This is a genomic window from Aliidiomarina quisquiliarum, from assembly GCF_023922585.1.
Classification (GTDB): domain Bacteria; phylum Pseudomonadota; class Gammaproteobacteria; order Enterobacterales; family Alteromonadaceae; genus Aliidiomarina; species Aliidiomarina quisquiliarum.
The window spans coordinates 19902-35769 of the sequence record NZ_JAMFTN010000025.1; the positions used below are offsets into that span (position 1 = coordinate 19902).

A 15868-nucleotide genomic window follows, 5' to 3' on the forward strand; every position below is an offset into this window, starting at 1 on the left:
TGAAACCTGCTAGCAACAATTAACTTTGGTAAAAGCTTTTTCCACTTGCTGCCATTTCTTTTAACAACTCGCAGGGTTCAAAACGACTTCCTTCCGTTGCCGCTAATGCAGTTAACCGCTCTACCACTGCTTTAACACCAAGGGTGTCCATATAGCGGAATGGGCCACCTAAGAAAGGCGGAAAGCCAATCCCAAAGATAGCACCAATGTCGCCGTCTCGTGGCGAGCGAATAATATTTTCCTGCAAACACCACGCTGCTTCATTTAACATGGGCAGTACACAGCGTTCTGCTATGGCTTCACTACCAAAGCTAGCCGTTGGCTTCACACCCAGTAGCTCATACACGCTGGTGTCTACCTGTTTGCCTTTTGCCTTGGCGTCGTAACGATAAAAGCCTTTCTTGGTTTTGCGCCCTTTGCGGCCGTCTTCAATTAATTTACTGAAGGCGTCTGGTGCTTCAAAACGCTCACCTAGCCCTTCACGCAGTATAGGCGCAACTTTGCTGGCTACATCTATGCCTACTTCGTCGAGTAAGGCAATGGGGCCGACAGGAAAGCCAAACTTTACTAACGCTTTGTCGAGTGCCTCAATAGGCTCGCCCGCTAGCAACAAGCGCGCTGCTTCGTTCATGTAAGGGGCTAAAATACGGTTCACATAAAAGCCGGCGCCGTCGGTAACCACAATCGGCGTTTTACCTTGGCGTTTAGCAAATTCAACCGTAGTCGCAATAGTTTCCGGTGACGTACCCGCATGAATGATAATTTCTGCTAGCGGCATTTTTTCCACTGGCGAAAAGTAATGCAAGCCTATTACTTGTTCTGGCCGGGCTGCCTTTGCGGCAATTTGGGTAATAGGTAACGACGAAGTATTAGTTGCAAAAATAGTATGCGCTGCTGCATTAGCTTCAATGTCGGCTACCATTTGTTGCTTTAACGCTAAGTCTTCAAATACTGCTTCAACCACTATGTCGACGTCGTGAAAGCCAGAGTAGTCTAGCGTACCGGTTAACATTAAAATCTGTTTTTCAAAGTCGGCTTTGGTCATATGTCGACGTTTTAAGCGTGGTGCTAACAGCTTATGATGGTAAGCCAGTGCGTTATTTATGCCATCGTTGCTAATGTCTTTTAAGCGCACTGGCAGTTTAGCTTTGTTAATTGTAACGTGCGCAATACCACCGCCCATTAAGCCACCACCGAGTATGCCCGCTTTACGTACCTTAGCGGGTTTTACGCCCTCAGCACCGGTTTCTCGTTTCATTTCCGTAGTAGCAAAGAATATACCGCGTAGCTGCTTCGACACTGGGGTCATGGCCAGTTCACCAAACTGTTTTGCTTCATAAGCCAAGCCTGCTTTCATGCCTTGGGTAGCACCCACTCGTACCGTATCAATAATACGATCAATGGCTGGGTAGTTATGCATGGCTTTTTTCTGTGCTTGTTCGCGAGCTTTACTAAACAACATATTTTTCATGGGGCCTTCAAGCAGCTTGCCCATGGTGTTTAGTTTCGGCTGAGGAAGTTTTGGTTTCCCTTTTAAAGCCAATTCCATAGCCGCTTTTAATAAAATACTTTGTGGCACCACTTCATTGGCTAAACCCAGTTTGTAAGCTTGCTGCGGGCGTAATTGCTTGCCTGTTAGCATCATGGTTAAGCCTTGCTGTAAGCCAACAATACGAGGCAGGCGCTGCGTTCCACCTGAACCTGGTAATAACCCTAGCTGAACTTCTGGCAAGCCCATAATAGTTTTTGGCGAGTCGCTAATAACTCGGCCATGGCAGGCAAGCGCCAGCTCTAACCCACCACCTAATGCTGGGCCATGAATAGCGGCAATAACTGGAATAGTTAAGTTTTCTAGTTCGTCGAATAAAGCTTGCCCCTGCCGTGCTAGGCTTTCAGCATCGGCTGCTGAGCGACAATCGTTGATCATACGAATGTCTGCGCCAGCAATAAAAGACGATTCTTTACCGCTAATAAACACCACGCCTTTTAATTCATGATTCGACTTTATCGTTTCAAGTAAAGTCGTTACTTCGTCGGCAAAGGTGGCTTTAAGTGTGTTCATAGTTTCGCCAGGCACGTCTATGGTGACTACGCCAATGCCGTTATCGTGAACCTCGAGGCTAAATGCGTTCTGCTGTTCTGCTGTCATTATTCTGTCTCCACAATTACTGCAGCACCAAGGCCGCCCGCCGCACACGCGGTTGTTAGTCCTATTCCACCACCACGACGCTGCAATTCACGCAGCATTTGCGTCATCATACGCGCACCGGTTGCGGCAAAGGGGTGCCCATAAGCAATAGAGCTACCAAGCACATTAAACTTAGTTGGATCAATTTCACCTATGGCTTCACTGCGGCCTAGTTTTTCTTCTGCAAATTTTTTGCTGGCAAACATTTTCAAGTTAGCAAGTGTTTGTGCCGCAAAGGCTTCGTGCATATCTATTAGGTCGAGGTCGGCTAGTTTTAACCCTGCGCGGTCCAGCGCCATTGGCGTGGCATAGGAAGGCCCCATCAGCATGTCTTCATGCACGTCGATAGCGGCAAAAGCATAACTACGAATATACCCAAGTGGTTTATAACCCAGTGCTTTGGCTCGGCTTTCTGTCATCATTAATAAGGCCGCGGCACCGTCGGTTAGTGGTGTAGCGTTAGCTGCTGTTACGGTACCGTGCTTGCGATCAAACACCGGGCGTAAACGGCTATAGCCTGCTAAGTCTGATTCGCCACGAATGTTGTTATCGCGCGACAGGTATTCTTTATAAGGGGCCAAATAGGCGGTCATTACTTCATCGGTAAGGTAGCCTTGTTCCCAGGCATGGTGCGCATTTTTATGTGAGTTATGCGCAAGTAAGTCTTGATCTTCACGGCTAATACCATGGCTTTTGGCCATTTGCTCAGCGGTTTGGCCCATGCTCAAGCCAGTAGAATACTCTGCCACCGCTGGTGGTACCGGGAACAAATCTTTTAACCCCAAGCGTTTAAATATGGCTAATCGTTGGCCAAGGCTACGGGCTTTATTTAAATCGACTAACGCGCGGGCCAGCTTTTTCGAAACGCCAATAGGTAGCACCGAGCTTGAGTCGGCCCCGCCGGCAATACCTACGTCTATTGTACCTGCCATCATCGACTCAGCAATATTCACTGCGGCCTGAAAACTTGTAGCACACGCCCGAGTAACACTGTACGCGTCCGTATGCACAGGTAAGCTAGTGCCTAATACAATTTCACGAGCAATATTGGGTGCTTCTGGCATTTGTACTACTTGGCCAAATACCAATTGTTGTACAAGCTCAGGGTCAACATCGTTCCGTTGAATAAGCTCTTGCACAACCATTTTGCCCATATCGAGCGCCGATACACCGTGAAAAAATGAGGCTTGCTTAGCAAAAGGCGTTCGTAAACCCGCCACTATAGCAATACGGTCGCCGTTTGCTGTTTGTACACGTTGCTGTGGTGATGACATATTTTTCCCCTGTCAATTACTGGTCTGACCACGAATTCATACCCTGATTCTATCTATTTATTAACAAGAATGAAACCTTGGAATTGGAATCAACATCCCCATGTAAATACTTAGATACCTTAGCACTAGTATAACCTATCCTTTGGCTAGGCCGTTTAAGTGCTTGCTTTGGTAACACAATCAATGAACGAAAGGCGTACACTAGGCTTTAGTTTTATTCGTTAGTTGTTTTTTAGTTATACTAGCCCGTTCAAAAACCCCATGGCATTCAGCCAAACTTTAGCGGAAGGAGCACAGCATGATGAGTCCCGTTGCCCAATTTCGGCAATTACGTGAGCACTTGGAACAACAAGTGGTTGGCCAACCCGAACTTATTGAGCATTTGTTAATTGCTATTCTAGCCGATGGCCACTTGTTAGTAGAAGGTCCTCCAGGTTTAGCTAAAACCCGAGCTGTGCAAGCCTTAGCCGACTGTATTGAAAGTGACTTTCACCGCGTACAGTTTACTCCCGACTTACTGCCGGCCGACTTAACCGGTACCGATATTTATCGCCCCGAAACTGGCGAGTTTATTTTCCAACCCGGGCCACTGTTTCATAACCTGGTGCTGGCCGATGAAATCAACCGCGCCCCAGCTAAGGTTCAGTCGGCGTTGTTAGAAGCTATGGCGGAACGCCAAATTACCGTAGGTAAGAAAACCTACCCGTTACCACCGTTATTTACAGTTATGGCAACCCAAAACCCGCTTGAGCAAGAAGGCACTTACCCCTTGCCTGAAGCCCAGCTCGACCGTTTTCTAATGCATTTAACCGTCGACTACCCAGGTGCCGCCGTTGAGCACCAAATATTACGCTTGAATCGACGCGAAAGTGCAGCGCAACCAGCACCTAAATTTAACAAGCTAAAACAACAGCAAATATTCGACGCCCGCCAAGAAGTAGTGAACGTACACATGGACGAAGCCATTGAGAACTATTTAGTGGCGCTGATTATTGCTACCCGCCAACCCGGTGAATACAACACCGAACTAGCTAGCTGGCTACAAGTTGGCGCTAGCCCTCGTGCTACTATTGCTTTAGACCGCTGTGCGCGGGCGCGGGCTTGGCTGGCGGGCAAAGACTTTGTTACCCCCGACGATGTGCAAGCTATGCTGCATCAAGTACTGCGCCACCGTATTATTTTAAGTTACGAAGCAGAGGCTGACGGAGTAACAAAAGATCAGGTAATCGATCGTATTTTAACCACGGTTCCTGCGGTATAAGCCATGCAAAACTTTCAGCCTACAGCCTCCGATTGGTTGCAGAAGTGGCAAAGCACCGGCACTACAGTAAGTAGCCGTGAATTACTTTATTATCGCCAATTTCCAATTCGCCCACCTTTTCGGCTTAATAAAGGCGTTTCAATGCTAAGTGGCACCCAACAAAGCCCTTGGCGTGGGCGTGGCATGGACTTTAGCGAAGTGCGTCATTACCAGGCGGGCGACGACATTCGGGCCATTGACTGGCGCGTTACTGCCCGTACTGGCAAAACCCACACTAAGCTGTTTACAGAAGAAAAAGAGCGGCCCGTGTTTGTTTGTGTGGACTATAGCGCCTCAATGCACTTTGGTAGCGAGCTGTTATTTAAAGCGGTATTTGCTGCCCATGTAGCTGCAGCAATTGCTTGGGGCACGGTGAAAGCGGGTGATCGTATTGGTGGCTTAATTTTTAATGACCAAAGCGCCCGTGAAATTAAACCTCAAGGCAGGCAACAAGGGGTATTAAACTTTATTCAGACTTTGGTTAAGTCGTTTCCTGCGGCCGATACCAACACAACCCATGCCAATAAAAGCCATAGCGCACCGCAAACCCTTAACCACCAATTACAACGGCTTTTGCAATTAGCGCACCCGGGTTCAGATATTTTTTTAATCAGCGACTTTAGTCAAATGAACGAAACTAGCGTAGCTTTATTAAAAGGCTTAAAGCGGCACAGTGCTGTTATTGCCCTACATATTAGCGACCCCTTTGAACATGCTTTGCCCACCGCAGCAATAAAATTAAATGCCACCGATGGCACAGAAACAGCGCCATTACACCTCGACTCCCCTGCTTTTTTACGGGCCTACAAAGAAAAAAGCGCCGCCCTTACACAGCAACAACAGAATTGGTTTAAACAAGCAGGGCTTCCCGTGCTAGCCCTTTCTGCGGCAACCCCACTTGAACAGCAATGGCGTTTACCAGCAACCGGCGGCTTACGCTCGGGGGCAGCGAAACATGGAGTGAGGAAAAGCTAATGGACCCACTAGCACAACTGAACGACATTGTAGAATTAAACCAGGTTCCTTTCTGGCCGCTTGCTTGGGGCTGGTGGCTAGTTATTGCTTTGCTACTACTAGGGTTAGTAGCCGCCATACTGGCAATTATTAGAGCAAGGAAAAAAAGCGCCCTGCTACGGGCTAGCCAGAAGTCTATCAAGCACTGTCAGTCCGTGGCCGATGTGTCGACCCAACTTAAAATTGTTGCATTACATTACTATTCTGCAACAAAGCCCGAAGGGGTGAATATTGAACAGCTTTCTGGGTTAGCTTGGCTGCAGTTTTTAAACCAGCAATTGCCACCTAAATACCAAGCCCTTCCCACCGATTTAAATGAAATTAGTGCGTTTATGTACTGTAAAAATAACCAACTGCAGTTTGCCAGATACCACGCCTTCGCCAAACTATGGTTACAAAAAGCTCCTGTTGTAGCTGGCCATGCAGTATTTAACTCTGGGCAATCCTATGTTTGAGTTTGGTTTTGTGTGGGTATTAATGCTGTTGCCTTTACCCTTGCTACTGCTGCTGAGTAACCGAAAACAGCAAGCTCGGTTAACTATTCGCTTTCCCGGGGTGGCTGCTCGTTTACCTACCGCCGCTTTAAGCCATCAGTCTAGCTGGCGTAGTTTTGTTCACCGCTACTTAGTGCCAATGCTCATTTGGCTATGTGTAGTGCTTGCTGCCGCTCAACCCCGTTGGGTTGGTGAACCTATTGCCCAGCAGAAAGAAGCTCGAGAAATTCTTATTGCCCTCGACTTGTCTGGCAGTATGCGCCAAGAAGACATGGTCATGAACGGCCAACGTGTTACTCGTTTATATGCCGCGCACCACATTCTTGGCGACTTTATTCGCCGCCGCCAAGGTGACCGCATTGGGCTTATTATTTATGCCGACACTGCCCACCTTTATGTGCCCATGACCGCAGACTTAGACACCGTTGCGCGCTTAGCTGAAGAAGCAGAAATTGGTTTAGTCGGTCAAAGTACTGCCTTAGGCGACGCTATTGGGCTTTCTATTAAGTACTTTCTCGACCGCAGTAGTAACCAAAGGGTTATTCTGATGCTCACCGACGGCATGGTTAATTCAGGTAACCTAAGTGCCGAACAAGCCTTGTTACTGGCAAAAAACAATGACGTGCGCATTCATACCATTGGCATTGGCTCTGACGAAATGATCGTACCAGGATTATTCGGTGATCGGCGCGTAAACCCTAGCCAAGAATTAAATGAAGACTTTCTCACGGAAGTAGCGGCTGTCACTGGGGGTGAATATTTTCGCGCACGCAATGTTAATGAAATGGAGCGGGTTTACCAAATTATTGATGAACTTGAGCCACTAGCCAGTGGTGAACATTATTTCCGGCCTCAAAAAAGCTTGGTGTACTGGCCTTTAGCTGCTGCCATGCTACTGGTTTTGCTACAAGCCTTTAGCCGCTGGTTGTCACTGTTAAATGGAGCGCGGAGGAAAATATGATGCAAGACTTTCATTTTATGCGCCCTTGGTGGTTGCTTACATTATTACCCTTAGTTGCCCTAGTGCCTTTTTGGCTTTACCAATTACGCCAACCGCAACAATTAACCGCATTAATTGCACCGCACTTAGTGGCTGCGCTAGGCAGCAGTAATAATGAGAAAAGCAAACGTGTTGTTTGGATAGCAACTTTATGTTGGCTACTTGCAAGTTTGGCTGCTGCAGGCCCAAGTTGGATCAAGGTGGAGTCGCCTACCCTCAGCCTCGATCGTGGTCGCGTTATTCTAATTGACGCAAGTTTAGCTACTCGGTCGAACGATGTTCGCCCAGACCGCTTTGAACAACTAAAGTTTAAAGCCCACGACTTACTTAACCTAATTCATGAAGGCGCTACGGGCTTAGTTGCCTATGCGGGCGACGCCTTTGTAGTTGCTCCGCTTACCAATGAGCCACAAAACATACTGCACATGCTGCCAGCATTAAGCCCAGAAATAATGCCAGAACCTGGTAGTAACCCATTGTTAGGTTTTCAACAAGCACACAAACTTCTTAACCAAGCAGGTTACCAACAGGCGGATATTTTTTGGTTAACCGGAAGCATTGAACGCGAGCAAATGGAAGACATACTGCGCTATTTTCGCCAACAAAGCCTTGCTTATCGTGTGTCAATTATTGCCTCTGGCACTAATGAAGGCGCCCCCGTACGCACTCAGCGTGGCGAGCTACTGCGGGATCGCCAAGGCCGGTTAATTATTCCTAAGCTTTATCCTGACTATTTCGAACGTATTAGCCAGTTTACCAAGGGCAAGTTTTTTCTTGCCACCACCGATGACACTGACGTGCAAACCCTCGCTAAGCTGGCACCACAGTCGGCCAATGCTATTGAGCAGGCAAACCAAATTGGTTACGACCGTTGGCTCGACTTCGGCCCTTATTTGGCCCTGTTACTCTTGCCTCTTTTATTATTGCTAGGCTATACCAGCGGTAACCGGGTGGGGTCTTTATTTATAACGCCACTCGGGGTTTTTCTAGCGGGCATGTGGTTTTATCCCAGCCCTGCTGTAGCCCAGCCACAGGTCAAGGAAACACTCAGCCAGCGGGTGTTTCAAAATAACGAGCAGCGTTCATTGAGCCTGTATAAGCAACAGCAGTTCGATTCAGCTGCACAGCAATCTAATAACCACATGATTCGTGGTATGGCCTACTACCGCCAAGGCGACTTTGCCAAAGCAGCTGAACAATTCGAGTTTGTAAACACCGCGGAAGGACATTATAACCGGGGTAATAGTTTGGCTAAAAGTGGCCAACTGGAAGGCGCCGTCAGTGCTTATTCAACGGCTTTAGAACAACGGCCACAATGGCCCGAAGCAGAACAGAATCTTAATATAGCCAAACAACTATTAGACCAACAACAAGCACAACAGCAGCAACAAAGCGACTCTGAATCGGAATCTGCTGAAAACACCGGCAGCCAAGAGCAGCAACAAGGGCAAGGTAACGAGTCGGAGCAGCACGAGTCTAGCCAAGAGCCTTCTACTTCCGAGCAACAGCCCTCGGCAGACCAGCAAAACTCTTCAGCCTCAGAGTCAGAGCAGTCAACGGACCAACAAAAGCCCGCAACGGCAGCACAAGAGGCTACAGCTGAAGAGCAAGCGGAAGCCGATGACAGCACCACAAATGAACTTAGTGTAGCAATGCCCGAGGCGTGGGAAAACTTAACTGAGGAAGAGCAAGAAGAGTTAACCCGCTTACTTCGACAACTGAACGACGACCCAGCTCATTTATTGCGCACCCGACTGTTACGCGAAGCCGAGCGCCGCCGTATGCGCCGTTTTAATTAGTTTTATAGGAATTCATTATGCCCACTTGGCTTTTATCAATATTAATTTTTCTTTCTTTTTGGCTTGCCAGCCCCGTAGCTGCAAACACCCTTGAAATAGAAGTAAGTGTTGATCGTAACCCCGTTATTGTGAATGAATCGTTCAATCTTATTGTTACGGCCAACGAAGACTTACCCCGCTGGGCGTTTAATTCACAGGCTTTGCTACGCGACTTTATTGTTGGTGCCACATCAGTTGAAAGTACACGTTCAATTCAACAAGGGGTAAGCCAACAAACCACTCGCTGGTCGGTACGGCTTACCGCTTCCCGCGCGGGGAAATATACCATTCCTGCGTTTACTATCGAGGGAGTAACCACGCAGCCGCTGCAACTTGAGGTTATAGCTGCCACCACAAGTAAAGACGGCGAACAACGACCTTTCTTTATACAAGCAGAGGTGTCGAATGAATCGCCCTATGTTCAGCAGCAAGTCACCTATAAAGTACAATTATTCTTGCAGGCTAATACCCCCCTTGATAGTGGCTCTATTACCACACCAGAAGCAGAGCATGCTGATATAGAACTTATTACCCAAAATCGTGAAAGCCAAGAAATTATAAATGGCCAGCGCTACCGTGTAATAACTCAAGAGTATGCTATTACACCACAGCGAAGTGGCCCCTTAACCATTAAAGGCGCTTTATTTAATGGCATTTATCGTTCCGCTAACGTTGGCGGTTTTACCGGGTTCACTCGCCCCGAACAAGTTAGTTTGCGCACCTCAGATTTGCCGCTACAGGTTCAACCGAAGCCCGACAATTTTCCCGGCTCTTGGTTAGTTAGCGAGCAGGTAACAGTAGAAGAAGAATGGGACTCGGAACGCTTAGTTCTGCCCGTTGGTGAGCCAATTACTCGCACCGTTATTATTACCGCCGAGGGCGTGCGCCCAGAACAGTTACCCGAGCTTAACCTAACCTGGCCTAGCGAACTTCGGGTTTACCCCGAGCGCCCCCAACAAGCAAGCTCTATCACCGGCGGTATGCGTATTGCCCAAGCTCGGCATACGGTGGTGCTAATACCCTCACAAACAGGCACCGTTACTTTACCTGAAGTCTCTATTCCTTGGTTTAATAGCCGCTCCAAAAGCGTTGAGTATGCTCGACTTCCGTCCCGTGAGCTCAGCTTAATTAGCCCTCCTGGTGGTTTACAATCACCTTTAGCACAGCCGATTGAAAGTATAACCACGACAGAGCCTGATAGTGTTAAAACCCTGGCCACCGAATTGCCTGCTAGCAACTTAAACACAAGTGAGCTAAGTGCAAACCCAAGCCGCATGAGTGAACGGTTGCTAATTGTCGTAAGTTTGCTTTGGCTTGCCACCACCGCGTGGGTTATTTGGCTGGTACAAAAATTACGCAAAGCACAAGCCGCTAACCAAAGCGTAGTTACACAAGAGCGAGTACCCATTAAAGCAAGAGAGGCATTAAACGCCCTAAAGCGCGCCTGTAACAACAATAACAACAAGGCAGCCATGAATGCCTTGGAAGGCTGGCAGCAAGCCCGCAGTGACGGTTTAGGTAGCTTTAAAGACTTGCGCAGCGACTTTGCCTATGACACAGAGCTAATGGCCCAGTTAGACGCCTTAGAGCGTAGTTTGTATAGTGCAGAAAAAGCTCCATGGCGCGAGGGCAAAGCCTTATGGACTGCCATTGCTCGTTTACACACTCAGGCTTCGTCGGCTGCGAAAGCCAGCAGCCCACTAGTAAAAAGTCTCTACCCCAGTTAAGCAAGCTAAAACAAAAAAGCCCCCGTTGTACCTTTGAAGGTTGCAACGGGGGCTTTTTTTTGAGCTGCATTAAGTTAGCGTAGCAGCACTTACAAGCGGCGCGATATTTCTGCTTTGGCTTTCAAGCTTTGCATTAAGCTGGTGTAAGCACGATCAGTGTAGTCATTGGCTAAACGGCTATTAAACTGTTGCGCCATTTCCGTATCTGGAATACCTGGTGTTACATCTGTCAGCTCAAGTACCGCCGCATCACCATTACTTAAAGCCACTGAAGCTACTTCTGACGCTGCATCTTTACTAAATGGCATTTTAAACAACTGCTGACGAATAGCCCCGGGTAATTCCGCGCCAAAACGTCCTGCTGCTTCAATATATTTGAAGTTAATACCAGCAATATCACCATTACGTACGCGCTCTAATAGTACCTCTGCTTCCGCCAGTGCCATTTGCTGCGCTTTTTCAGCCGTTAACGTTTGCACCACTTGGTCTTTCACATCTTCCAAGCTACGAATGTGCGCTGGCTGATAGCTTTCACTACGCACCACCATGGAACGCTCGTCCAGCTCGACCAGCTCGCTATTTAAGCCACGCTCTTTTACGTCTGGTGAAAACGCTTGGGTTAATAGTTCCGCATGGCTAAATCTTGCTGGTGGATTAGCACGGGTTATAGTGGCACTGGTTTTCACTTCAAGACCTAAGTCTTTAGCAGCAAACTCTAGCGTGTCTGGAACTTCAAAGGTTAACCGAGCAAGCTCTTGCTGTAAGCGGAAGTATTCGGTTTCTGCCGCCACCCGAACTAGGTTTTCCCGAATATCGTCGGCCACTTCGCTAAAAGCAGTTTGCTGACGTGGTTTGAAATCCGTTAGCTGGATAATGTGAAAACCAAACTCAGAACGCACTACCCCAGAAATAGCACCTACGGTTTGTAGGGCAAAACCCGCAGCTTCAACATCAGGATCAATCGAGCCTCGCTCAAGCACACCTAAGTTACCACCGTCTTCACCACTAAATACGTCATCGGAAGTCGATGCCGCAAGAGCTGCAAAGTCTTCACCGTTTTGCAGACGAGTTAGTACCGCTTCAGCACGCTCTTTGGCAGCATTTTCGTCGTTGCCAAATTCAAACAAAATATGAGCAATACGACGTTCTTCTTTGGTGCTATATGCTTGCGGATTGCGCTCGTAATACTCACGTACTTCAGCGTCAGTTACCGACACATTATCAAGCACGTCTTGATAGGTTAGCTCAACATACTGCAAAGTAATTTGCTCGGCCACTTCAAAGCGTTCGGTATTATTTTCATACCATGCTTTAATTTCTGCTTCGCTCAGTTCAACCTGGTCGGCAAATTGTTCACCTGTTACTACCGCATAACGACCGCTACGGCGTTCATTTTGTAATTGCTGGAAACGATTCACTTCCGTAGGTAAAGCAAATTCAGAGCTAAGCGCCCCCTGCAATGCCAACATGCGAATAATTTGGTTTTCCATATAGTCAACAAACTGTGCCGAAGACATGCCTAACATCATTAACGTACGTGTATACACGTCGTTGTTAAATTGACCGTTTACTTGAAATTCAGGCATGGTGCGAATAATGTCACGCAGCGCGTCGGCGGAAAGTTGCATGCCGAGGTCTTTGGCAAACTCAACCGCTAGTTTTTCTTCAATTAGCTCTTCAAGTGCCCCGGCCCGTAATTGCCCCATATAAGCGTCGTCGGCAGCAAGCATGTCGAACATTTCACCAAACTGCTCTTGCATACGCGAACGCTGGTTTTGGTATGCACGGTCGAATTCAGCCCGTGATATTTCAGCCCCATTCACCTTAGCCACGTACACATCAGCGCTACCACCTAAATAGGCATTCACACCAGTTAGTGCAAAAGCAACGATAATTACACCTAAAATAACTTTTACTATTGGCCCTTGTGAGCCTTCACGGATCTTCTCGAGCATAAAATGTCTCTTTATGGCTAACCATTAAATAATATTAGATTTCGAGTATACCAACACATTAACGGTGCTTCACTTAGAAATCAGGAGGCAAAAGTATACCATAGTTTTAGCTGGATACTTTCTTTAGCCTACAACAACAAAGGCGCCGTAAGGCGCCTTTGTAACGTACCGTCGTGAAATATTAGTTCACTGCGTCTTTCAGCGCTTTACCCGCTTTAAAAGCTGGAACTTTTGCAGCTGCAATTTGAATAGTTTCACCCGTTTGTGGGTTACGACCTTGACGTGCACTACGCTCACGAACTGAGAACGTTCCGAAACCAACGAGAGCAACTTGATCATCATTTTTTAATGCTTCGGTAACTGCATTAATCATTGAATCTAGTGCACGACCGGCGGCTGCCTTAGATAGTTCTGCATCTTCTGCGATTTTGTCAATAAGCTGAGACTTGTTCACAGTATCATCCCCTTCGATTGTTATTATGGAGTTCTTTAGCCCACTTTTACAAATAGACTTATAAAGTTTATAACAAGCTTATACTTTTAGTTCAAGGAACTGAGTAACTTGTTTCTAGGTATACTGAATCCCTAAGACCCTTGTCCTGTGTGGCTTCAGATAACTTGCGATAGGCTATCACAGTACACGCCGATGAGAAGCGTTTTTCGCTAAAAATTAACAAATTCATTTATTAATTTTTAGCGCCACCATCAGCAAAAAGAAAATTCCTTTATGTTTTCAGTTACTTAAACGGATTGTTGACTAATGCAAGGGAAAGTAGCTCGTCTATCCATTGCACTGCATGAATGTCTAAATCCGCCTTAATATTGTCCGGTATTTCCTTTAATTCACGTTCGTTTTCTTTTGGAATAAGCACCCGACGTATGCCACCACGGTGGGCAGCCAGTAGTTTTTCTTTCAATCCACCAATGGCTAATACTTCACCCCGTAGGGTTATTTCACCTGTCATGGCCACATCAGCACGCACTGGGTTATTGGTTAACGACGACACTAAAGCGGTCACCATACCTACGCCAGCGCTAGGGCCATCTTTTGGTGTTGCTCCTTCAGGCACGTGCACGTGAATGTCCTTTTTCTCGTAAAACTTACTGTCAATACCAAGCTTTTCGGCCCGGCTTCTGACCACGGTAATAGCAGTGCTAATCGACTCCTTCATAACGTCGCCAAGCGAACCTGTGCTTATATTCTTTCCTTTACCAACTACAGTAGTGGCTTCAATCGTTAGCAAGTCACCACCTACTTGGGTCCAAGCTAAGCCATTAACCTGACCAATTTGGTCATTGTCTTCGGCACGACCAAAGTCAAACCGTTGCACACCTAAAAATTCTTCTAAGTCTGCAGCCGTAATAGTTACTTTCTTCAGTGTTTTATCGAGTAAAATTCGACGTACTGTTTTGCGGCATAGTGTTGACAGCTCGCGCTCTAAGTTACGCACCCCAGCTTCACGGGTGTAATAACGAATAATGCCTAGAATAGCGTCGTCGGCAATTTCAATTTCGCTTTTTTTCAAGCCATTACGCTCAATTTGTTTGTTTAACAAATGATTTTTAGCAATATTAAGTTTTTCGTCTTCCGTGTAACCAGAAAGACGTATAACTTCCATACGGTCTAGTAATGGTGCTGGAATATTCATGCTATTCGAGGTGGCAACAAACATCACATCAGATAAGTCATAGTCCACTTCTAAATAGTGGTCGTTAAAAGCACTATTTTGTTCTGGGTCAAGCACTTCCAACAATGCAGAAGCAGGATCGCCACGCATATCTGAGGCCATTTTGTCTATTTCATCAAGTAAAAATAGCGGGTTACGAACTTCTACTTTCGCCATTTTTTGCATTAACTTGCCTGGCATTGAACCAATATAAGTTCGGCGGTGCCCTCGAATTTCTGCTTCGTCACGCACCCCACCTAGGGCCATACGCACATACTTACGGCCTGTAGCTCGGGCAATAGACTGGCCTAGCGAAGTTTTACCTACCCCTGGCGGGCCTACTAAGCATAATATTGGGCCACGTACTTTCTGGCTACGCTGCTGTACTGCCAAATAATCTAGAATACGCTCTTTTACTTTCTCTAAGCCAAAGTGGTCTGCATTTAGAATTTCTTCTGCCTTAGCTAAGTCTTTTTTCACTCGGCTTTTTTTCTGCCAAGGCACATTGGTCATCCACTCAATATAACCGCGAACAACCGTCGCTTCAGCAGACATCGGCGACATCATGCGTAGCTTTTGCAGCTCTGAGCGGGTTTTTTCTTCCGCTTCTTTTGGCATTTTAGCGTCATCGATACGTTTGCCTAAGGCTTCAAATTCATCAACACCGTCTTCGCCTTCACCAAGTTCTTTTTGAATGGCTTTCATTTGCTCATTCAAATAATACTCGCGTTGGCTTTTTTCCATTTGCTGTTTTACACGGTTACGAATTTTGCGCTCTATTTGCAGAATATCTATTTCGCCTTCCATTAGCGCCATTAAATATTCAATTCGCTCCCGCACATTGGTTAATTCCAACACATGCTGCTTATCAGCCAGTTTTAACGGCATGTGGGCGGCCATCGTGTCGGCTAAACGATCTGCATCGTCAATGCCCGACAAAGAAGTAAGTACTTCCGGTGGAATTTTCTTATTCAGTTTGACGTAGCCTTCAAATTGGTTCATTGCTGAACGGCTCATCACTTCTTCTTCTTTCTCGTCTAACCCTTCACTAGCAACCACTTTTATTTCAGCGGTAAAATAATCCTCATCGTGCTGCCATTGTTCAATTTTGGCACGCTGAGTTCCTTCCACTAGCACTTTAACGGTGCCATCAGGTAGCTTTAGCATTTGCAAAATAGTTGCAAGTGCACCAATTTCATAAATGTCTTTTTCTACGGGCTCGTCAACAGCCGCGTCTTTTTGCGCCACTAAAAAAATTTGCTTGCCGTTTTCCATCGCTGCGTCTAGGCAGCGGATAGATTTTTCACGACCAACAAAAAGTGGGATCACCATATGTGGGTACACCACTACATCGCGTAGCGGTAACACAGGCATTATTAAGCGTTCAACGCTCTTATCAGTCATCGCATTC

At 46.9% G+C, this 15868-nt stretch carries 10 protein-coding genes and 1 pseudogene; 6 read left to right on the forward strand and 5 right to left on the reverse strand.

The window, feature by feature from the left end:
* Window positions 1-19 precede the first annotated feature (19 nt).
* Both fadJ and fadI read right to left on the reverse strand, forming a co-directional pair.
* The gene (gene fadJ, locus M1L23_RS11025; protein ID WP_252627421.1) at window positions 20-2149 is read right to left on the reverse strand and encodes a fatty acid oxidation complex subunit alpha FadJ; all 2130 of its coding nucleotides are present in this window, start codon (window positions 2147-2149) and stop codon (window positions 20-22) included.
* The gene (fadI, locus tag M1L23_RS11030) at window positions 2149-3462 is read right to left on the reverse strand and encodes an acetyl-CoA C-acyltransferase FadI (protein ID WP_252627422.1); all 1314 of its coding nucleotides are present in this window, start codon (window positions 3460-3462) and stop codon (window positions 2149-2151) included. Before fadI ends, fadJ begins: the two co-directional genes overlap by 1 nt.
* A gap of 301 nt (window positions 3463-3763) precedes the next feature.
* On the opposite strand from fadI, the gene M1L23_RS11035 reads away from it, so the two are divergent.
* From M1L23_RS11035 to M1L23_RS11060, 6 genes are read left to right on the forward strand one after another with little or no spacing between them, the layout of a single operon-like run.
* Window positions 3764-4723 (forward strand): AAA family ATPase, encoded by a 960-nt coding sequence (locus M1L23_RS11035; RefSeq protein WP_252627522.1) that lies wholly within the window; start codon window positions 3764-3766, stop codon window positions 4721-4723.
* Between the two features lie 3 nt (window positions 4724-4726).
* Entirely contained in the window at window positions 4727-5737 is a 1011-nt protein-coding gene (locus M1L23_RS11040) for a DUF58 domain-containing protein (RefSeq protein ID WP_252627423.1), read from the forward strand.
* On the forward strand, window positions 5737-6231 hold the full coding sequence (locus M1L23_RS11045; protein ID WP_252627424.1) for a DUF4381 domain-containing protein: 495 nt from the start codon (window positions 5737-5739) through the stop codon (window positions 6229-6231). Before M1L23_RS11040 ends, M1L23_RS11045 begins: the two co-directional genes overlap by 1 nt.
* Window positions 6197-7231: a VWA domain-containing protein gene (locus tag M1L23_RS11050; protein WP_252627425.1), complete on the forward strand. Its 1035-nt coding sequence runs from the start codon at window positions 6197-6199 to the stop codon at window positions 7229-7231. The genes M1L23_RS11045 and M1L23_RS11050 overlap by 35 nt, the downstream gene beginning before the upstream one ends.
* Entirely contained in the window at window positions 7228-9069 is a 1842-nt protein-coding gene (locus M1L23_RS11055) for a tetratricopeptide repeat protein (protein ID WP_252627426.1), read from the forward strand. The genes M1L23_RS11050 and M1L23_RS11055 overlap by 4 nt, the downstream gene beginning before the upstream one ends.
* Before the next feature lie 17 nt (window positions 9070-9086).
* Window positions 9087-10835 carry a BatD family protein gene (locus M1L23_RS11060; protein ID WP_252627427.1) on the forward strand — a complete coding sequence of 583 codons (1749 nt, stop codon included), beginning with the start codon at window positions 9087-9089 and terminating at the stop codon, window positions 10833-10835.
* An 89-nt stretch (window positions 10836-10924) separates the two neighbouring features.
* On the opposite strand, the gene M1L23_RS11065 is transcribed toward M1L23_RS11060, so the two are convergent.
* From M1L23_RS11065 to lon, 3 genes and pseudogenes are all read right to left on the reverse strand, one after another.
* Window positions 10925-12790: a SurA N-terminal domain-containing protein gene (locus tag M1L23_RS11065; RefSeq protein ID WP_252627428.1), complete on the reverse strand. Its 1866-nt coding sequence runs from the start codon at window positions 12788-12790 to the stop codon at window positions 10925-10927.
* A 181-nt stretch (window positions 12791-12971) separates the two neighbouring features.
* Window positions 12972-13304 (reverse strand): annotated as a pseudogene (locus M1L23_RS11070) (HU family DNA-binding protein); the annotation flags it as partial.
* A gap of 223 nt (window positions 13305-13527) precedes the next feature.
* Window positions 13528-15861: an endopeptidase La gene (lon, locus tag M1L23_RS11075; RefSeq protein ID WP_252627430.1), complete on the reverse strand. Its 2334-nt coding sequence runs from the start codon at window positions 15859-15861 to the stop codon at window positions 13528-13530.
* Between the last annotated feature and the right edge of the window lie 7 nt (window positions 15862-15868).

What these genes read in the sequence shown, in the direction of transcription:
- M1L23_RS11060 (WP_252627427.1), top strand. Translation starts at nt 9,087, where the DNA reads ATGCCCACTTGGCTTTTATCAATATTAATTTTTCTTTCTTTTTGGCTT.
- M1L23_RS11065 (WP_252627428.1), bottom strand. Translation starts at nt 12,790, where the DNA reads ATGCTCGAGAAGATCCGTGAAGGCTCACAAGGGCCAATAGTAAAAGTT.
- lon (WP_252627430.1), bottom strand. Translation starts at nt 15,861, where the DNA reads ATGACTGATAAGAGCGTTGAACGCTTAATAATGCCTGTGTTACCGCTA.
- M1L23_RS11040 (WP_252627423.1), top strand. Translation starts at nt 4,727, where the DNA reads ATGCAAAACTTTCAGCCTACAGCCTCCGATTGGTTGCAGAAGTGGCAA.
- M1L23_RS11035 (WP_252627522.1), top strand. Translation starts at nt 3,764, where the DNA reads ATGAGTCCCGTTGCCCAATTTCGGCAATTACGTGAGCACTTGGAACAA.
- fadI (WP_252627422.1), bottom strand. Translation starts at nt 3,462, where the DNA reads ATGTCATCACCACAGCAACGTGTACAAACAGCAAACGGCGACCGTATT.
- fadJ (WP_252627421.1), bottom strand. Translation starts at nt 2,149, where the DNA reads ATGACAGCAGAACAGCAGAACGCATTTAGCCTCGAGGTTCACGATAAC.
- M1L23_RS11055 (WP_252627426.1), top strand. Translation starts at nt 7,228, where the DNA reads ATGATGCAAGACTTTCATTTTATGCGCCCTTGGTGGTTGCTTACATTA.
- M1L23_RS11050 (WP_252627425.1), top strand. Translation starts at nt 6,197, where the DNA reads ATGCAGTATTTAACTCTGGGCAATCCTATGTTTGAGTTTGGTTTTGTG.
- M1L23_RS11045 (WP_252627424.1), top strand. Translation starts at nt 5,737, where the DNA reads ATGGACCCACTAGCACAACTGAACGACATTGTAGAATTAAACCAGGTT.